Genomic DNA, 5,114 nt, shown 5'->3' with positions numbered 1-5,114 from the left:
GCCCAGTGCACCGGCGCCCCCTCCCCCGCCTCCGGCACCGCCGCCAGCAGCGGAAACGGTGGCAGGAACGGGGCCGGCGCCGAGGCCAGCGGGCCGACCGTATGACCGGCGCCGAGGGCGAAGCCCGGACCGAGGGCATAGGCGGCGCCCCACACCGCCGCGTTCGGCACCAGGGCCGCGCACAGCAGGAGGACGGCGAACCGCCCCGACCATCCCTCGGTCAGCCGGAGCAACGACGCCTGCGTTGCCGCTCCATGGCCCACCATCGACACCAGCACCAGCAGCGCACCGCCCCCGAGGAGCACCACCGCCCCGGCCGCCGCGGCCCGGGCCGCGAGACCAGGGCGCCCGTCCGGGTCGAGCAGCAGCGGGCGCACTCCCGTCGGCAGCAGGCCCAGGAGTCGCCGCAGCGGCCGGCCAGGACGGCCGTACGCCGACCACACGCCCGCCCCCGCCGCGACGACGGCGAACAGCGGGACGCACAGGCCCGTCCACACCCACGACGGCCGCAGCACACCGCCTGCGGCGTACAGGGCGGCGGGCGCGGCGACGGCGAGGTAGCCGAGGACGACGCCCGTCCACGCGATGCCGGGTGCGACCAGGGGCGGGCCGGCGACCGCCTCGGTGTCCTCCTCGAAGGTGTCGTCCTCGTCTCCTGCCCCGCCGTCCGTGGCGTCCCGCGCCGCCCGGTGCAGCAGCCACCCCGGCAGCGCGAGCAGCAGCAGGGGCGGCAGGCCGAGGGGGGCGGGGACGCCGGAGAGCGTGTCGGTGCGGACCAGCTCGGCGCCGTGCGCCAGCAGCCACAGCGCCGCCGCCACGTGCATGGCGCCACCGGGCCCGCTGTCGGGGTAGGGCGAGCTGATCCACAGCAGCATCACGAGCACGGCGAACGACGCCAGTCCGAGGCCCGCCGCGAGCGCACCCCCCATGAGGCCGCCGAGCAGCCCGGGCGAACGGTCGCGCATCCGGGCGATCAGGGGCTCCGGCGAACGTCGGCGAGCGGTCATCTCGATCACGACCGACATGCTCCCAACGACACGCGCTTCTCCGGCGTAACAGGCGAACCCTCGCTGTGTCGCTAAAAATACGCTTATGTTCTTTTCCGGACGGAGGCATGCCCTGTGACACAGAGCCCTGCCACCCCGCTCCCTCCACCCAAGGAGCGCCGGCGCCTGCGCGAGGCCGCCTCGCTGACGCGGGCTCAGCTGGCCTCCCGGGTGGGCGTCACCAGCGAGACGGTGCGCGGGTGGGAGACCGGCCGCTCCACGCCGCGCGGCCGCAAGGGAGAGAAGTACGCGAAGCTGCTCGGCTCCCTCGGCGACGAGGGAGCCGAGGGAGCCGACTCCCTCGGCGGCGAGGCGGAAATGACACCGCCTCAGGACGGCGCCGCCGACTCCGACGACCCGGAACCGGCGCCCGGGGCGGTCCTCTCGCGCAGATCCGCCCGGGCCCGGCGCAAGACCGCCGCCCCCGACCGGAAACGCCCCGCCGCGAAGGACCGAGGCCACGGCCCCGTCACCGTCCCCGATCGGAGCCGCACACCCGTCCCGCACGGGCACCGCGTCATCCTCACCGAGCGCCCGCGGACGACGCCACCGCGCCGGCCGGACGACGCCATCGCCGCCCTGACCCCCGATCAGGCCTTCGACGCGCTGTACGCCTTCTGCGCCCCCGCCCTCGTCCGGCAGACCTATCTGCTGACCGGCCGCCGTGAACTGGCCCGGGAGTCGGTGGAGCGGGCCTTCCAGATCGCCTGGCAGCGCTGGCCCGAGGTGGCCCGGGACCGCGACCCGGCGGGCTGGGTGCGCGCGATGGCGTACGAGTGCGCGCTCTCCCCGTGGCACCGGTTCCGCCCGCGCCACCGGCACCCCGAGCCGCCGCCGCCCGACGCGTTCGACCGCATGCTGATGGATTCTCTGCTGGAGCTCCCGCCGCCCTACCGCCGCACGCTGGTGCTCTACGACGGGGTCGGGCTGGGCCTGCCCGAGACGGCTGCGGAGACGGAGGCGAGCACCCGCGCGGCAGTGAACCGGCTGGCGCACGCTCGCGAGGCGGTCGCCGAGCGGCTGCCGGAGCTGGCGGATCCGGAGACCCTGCACTGGCGGCTGGTCGAACTGGCCTCCGTCGAGCGGCTGCGGGCCGCCAAACCGTCGGTCGTACGCAAGGGCGGGGAACGCCGGGCCCGCTTCTGGACCCGGGCCGCCATCGCCTTCACGATCGCCCTGATCGGCACGACGGCCCTCACCGTGCGCACGGCCCCGACCCGCTACGAGCCGCCGGTGCCCGAGGGGGAGACGGTCCAGGGCGTACCGCCGCGGATGGCGCCCGGGCCGCTGTCGGAGTCGGAGCGGGAGCTGCGGGCGAAGCTGCGCAAGGAGGAGCAGAAGGGGCCGGACCGGCTGCGGCCGCAGCCGTGGTGACGCCGGCCTGCGGGAGACGGGCCGTGGAAGCAGGAGGTGGAAGCCGGGGGTGGAAGCCGGGGGTGGAAACGGAGTCCGGGGCCCCTGAAACGGCGATGGGCCCGCCCCCGTGCAGGGAGCGGGCCCGTCTGTGAGCCGTGAGGCGCTGGTCAGCCGGCGAGGATGGCGCGCGCCAGCTTGGCCGTCTCGGTCGGCGTCTTGCCGACCTTGACGCCGGCGGCCTCGAGGGCCTCCTTCTTCGCGGCAGCCGTGCCGGAGGAGCCGGAGACGATGGCGCCGGCGTGGCCCATGGTCTTGCCCTCGGGCGCGGTGAAGCCCGCGACGTAGCCGACGACCGGCTTCTTCACGTTCTCCTTGATGAAGGCCGCGGCCCGCTCCTCGGCGTCGCCGCCGATCTCACCGATCATGACGATCAGGTCGGTGTCGGGGTCGGCCTCGAACGCGGCGAGGGCGTCGATGTGGGTCGTCCCGATGACCGGGTCGCCACCGATGCCGACGGCGGAGGAGAAGCCGATGTCCCGCAGCTCGTACATCATCTGGTACGTCAGCGTGCCGGACTTCGACACCAGGCCGATGCGGCCCGGCTTGGTGATGTCACCCGGGATGATGCCGGCGTTCGACTGGCCCGGCGTGATGAGGCCGGGGCAGTTCGGGCCGATGATGCGGGTCTTGTTGCCCTTGGACCCGGCGTAGGCGTAGAACGCGGCCGAGTCGTGGACCGCGATGCCCTCGGTGATGACGACCGCGAGCGGGATCTCGGCGTCGATGGCCTCGACGACGGCGGCCTTGGCGAAGGCCGGCGGCACGAAGAGGACGGATACGTTCGCGCCCGTCTTCTCGATCGCCTCGGCGACCGTGCCGAAGACCGGGATCTCGTTGCCGTCGATGTCGACCGACGTGCCCGCCTTGCGCGGGTTCACACCACCGACGACGTTCGTGCCGTCGGCCAGCATGAGCTTGGTGTGCTTCATGCCCGTGGCACCGGTCATGCCCTGGACGATGACCTTGGAGTCCTTGTTGAGGAAGATAGCCATGGCTGTTTAGTCCCTCGTCCCTTACTTCGCAGCCGCGAGCTCGGCGGCCTTGTCGGCCGCTCCGTCCATGGTGTCCACACGCTGCACCAGCGGGTGGTTGGCGTCGGAGAGGATCTTGCGCCCGAGCTCCGCGTTGTTGCCGTCCAGACGGACGACGAGGGGCTTGGTGACGTCCTCGCCCTTGTCCTTGAGCAGCTGCAGCGCCTGGACGATGCCGTTGGCGACCTCGTCACAGGCGGTGATGCCACCGAAGACGTTGACGAAGACGGACTTGACGTCCGGGTCGCCGAGGATGATCTCCAGGCCGTTCGCCATGACGGCGGCGGAGGCACCACCACCGATGTCGAGGAAGTTGGCCGGCTTCACGCCGCCGTGCGCCTCTCCGGCGTACGCGACGACGTCCAGGGTGCTCATGACGAGACCCGCGCCGTTGCCGATGATGCCGACCTCGCCGTCGAGCTTGACGTAGTTGAGGTTCTTCTCCTTGGCGGCGGCCTCGAGCGGGTTGGCCGCCTCCTTGTCCTGGAGGGCCTCGTGCTCCGGCTGACGGAACTCGGCGTTCTCGTCCAGGGAGACCTTGCCGTCCAGGGCGATGACCTCACCGGAGGCCACCTTGGCCAGCGGGTTGACCTCGACCAGGAGGGCGTCCTCCTTGAGGAAGGTGTCCCACAGCTTGACGAGGACGTTCACGACCTTGTCGGCGACCTCGGCCGGGAACTTGGCGGCCGCGACGATCTCGCGGGCCTTCGCCTCGGTGACACCCTCGTTGGCGTCGATCGGCGTCTTGGCGACGGCGTCGGGGCGGGTGGCCGCCACCTCCTCGATCTCCATGCCGCCCTCGACGGACGCGATGGAGAGGAAGGTGCGGTTGGCACGGTCCAGGAGGAAGGAGACGTAGTACTCCTCCACGATCTCCGGGGCCGTCTCGGCGATCATCACCTTGTGGACCGTGTGGCCCTTGATGTCCATGCCGAGGATGTTGGTCGCGTGCTCGACCGCCTCGTCGGGCGTGGCGGCAAGCTTCACGCCGCCGGCCTTGCCACGGCCGCCGACCTTCACCTGGGCCTTGACGACGGACTTGCCACCGAGGCGCTCGGTGGCTGCGCGGGCCGCCTCAGGCGTGTCGATGACTTCACCGGCCAGCACCGGTACATCGTGCTTGGCGAAGAGGTCCCTCGCCTGGTACTCGAACAGGTCCACGCGCTTCCGTCCCTATCAGTGATCTCGCGGTTCGTTGTCTGCGTGGGCGTGCCGCGAGGGCAACGTGACGTCCGCTGTCTGTCACAAGGGAGGCGCACACGGTGTCCGAGCGCGCGGCATGTCCGTCTCGCAGGTTATCGCTGCTTCCGGGAGGCCTCTAAATCGAGGGTCACACCTGAGCGGTGATACCTGTCACATGATGCCGCGCTCTCTGGCACGGCGTGCCGGGTGTGAGGAGCGGGTGAGGGGCCTCACCGGGATGGGGTTGCCCCGGTGAGGCCCGCCGGGCGCCCCGGAGAGCACGAGGCCCTGTTCAGGGCCCGGCTCTCCCGGAACGCCTGGCCGGGTGGCCCCCACCCCAATGGGGGCCGCCCGGCCCATCCACGAGGTTGCGGCCTCGGACCACCGACGGCTTTCGGCCGTCCGGGCGTGACGCCTCGTGAAGCACGGGGAACGGGAG

Annotated in this window: 4 protein-coding genes; 1 reads left to right on the top strand and 3 read right to left on the bottom strand. The window is 72.2% G+C overall.

The genetic code is table 11. The features are described from left to right. A partial coding sequence (locus C1J00_RS38000) for a cell division protein PerM (protein WP_245936673.1) occupies positions 1 to 1,025 on the bottom strand: 1,025 nt, incomplete at its 3' end. Between the two features lie 96 nt (positions 1,026 to 1,121). Between C1J00_RS38000 and C1J00_RS37995 the strand changes: the two genes are divergently transcribed. Further along, positions 1,122 to 2,420 carry a helix-turn-helix domain-containing protein gene (locus C1J00_RS37995; RefSeq protein ID WP_102913455.1) on the top strand — a complete coding sequence of 433 codons (1,299 nt, stop codon included), beginning with the start codon at positions 1,122 to 1,124 and terminating at the stop codon, positions 2,418 to 2,420. A 149-nt stretch (positions 2,421 to 2,569) separates the two neighbouring features. On the opposite strand, the gene sucD is transcribed toward C1J00_RS37995, so the two are convergent. Continuing rightward, positions 2,570 to 3,454 (bottom strand): succinate--CoA ligase subunit alpha, encoded by an 885-nt coding sequence (gene sucD, locus C1J00_RS37990; protein ID WP_102913454.1) that lies wholly within the window; start codon positions 3,452 to 3,454, stop codon positions 2,570 to 2,572. Positions 3,455 to 3,475: 21 nt separating this feature from the next. Beyond that, positions 3,476 to 4,654: an ADP-forming succinate--CoA ligase subunit beta gene (gene sucC / locus C1J00_RS37985; RefSeq protein ID WP_102913453.1), complete on the bottom strand. Its 1,179-nt coding sequence runs from the start codon at positions 4,652 to 4,654 to the stop codon at positions 3,476 to 3,478. Positions 4,655 to 5,114: the final 460 nt, after the last annotated feature.

The organism is Streptomyces cahuitamycinicus, from assembly GCF_002891435.1.
Classification (GTDB): domain Bacteria; phylum Actinomycetota; class Actinomycetes; order Streptomycetales; family Streptomycetaceae; genus Streptomyces; species Streptomyces cahuitamycinicus.
The sequence above is the reverse complement of the archived record's forward strand: the minus strand, read 5'-3'. Positions and strand labels throughout refer to the sequence as shown.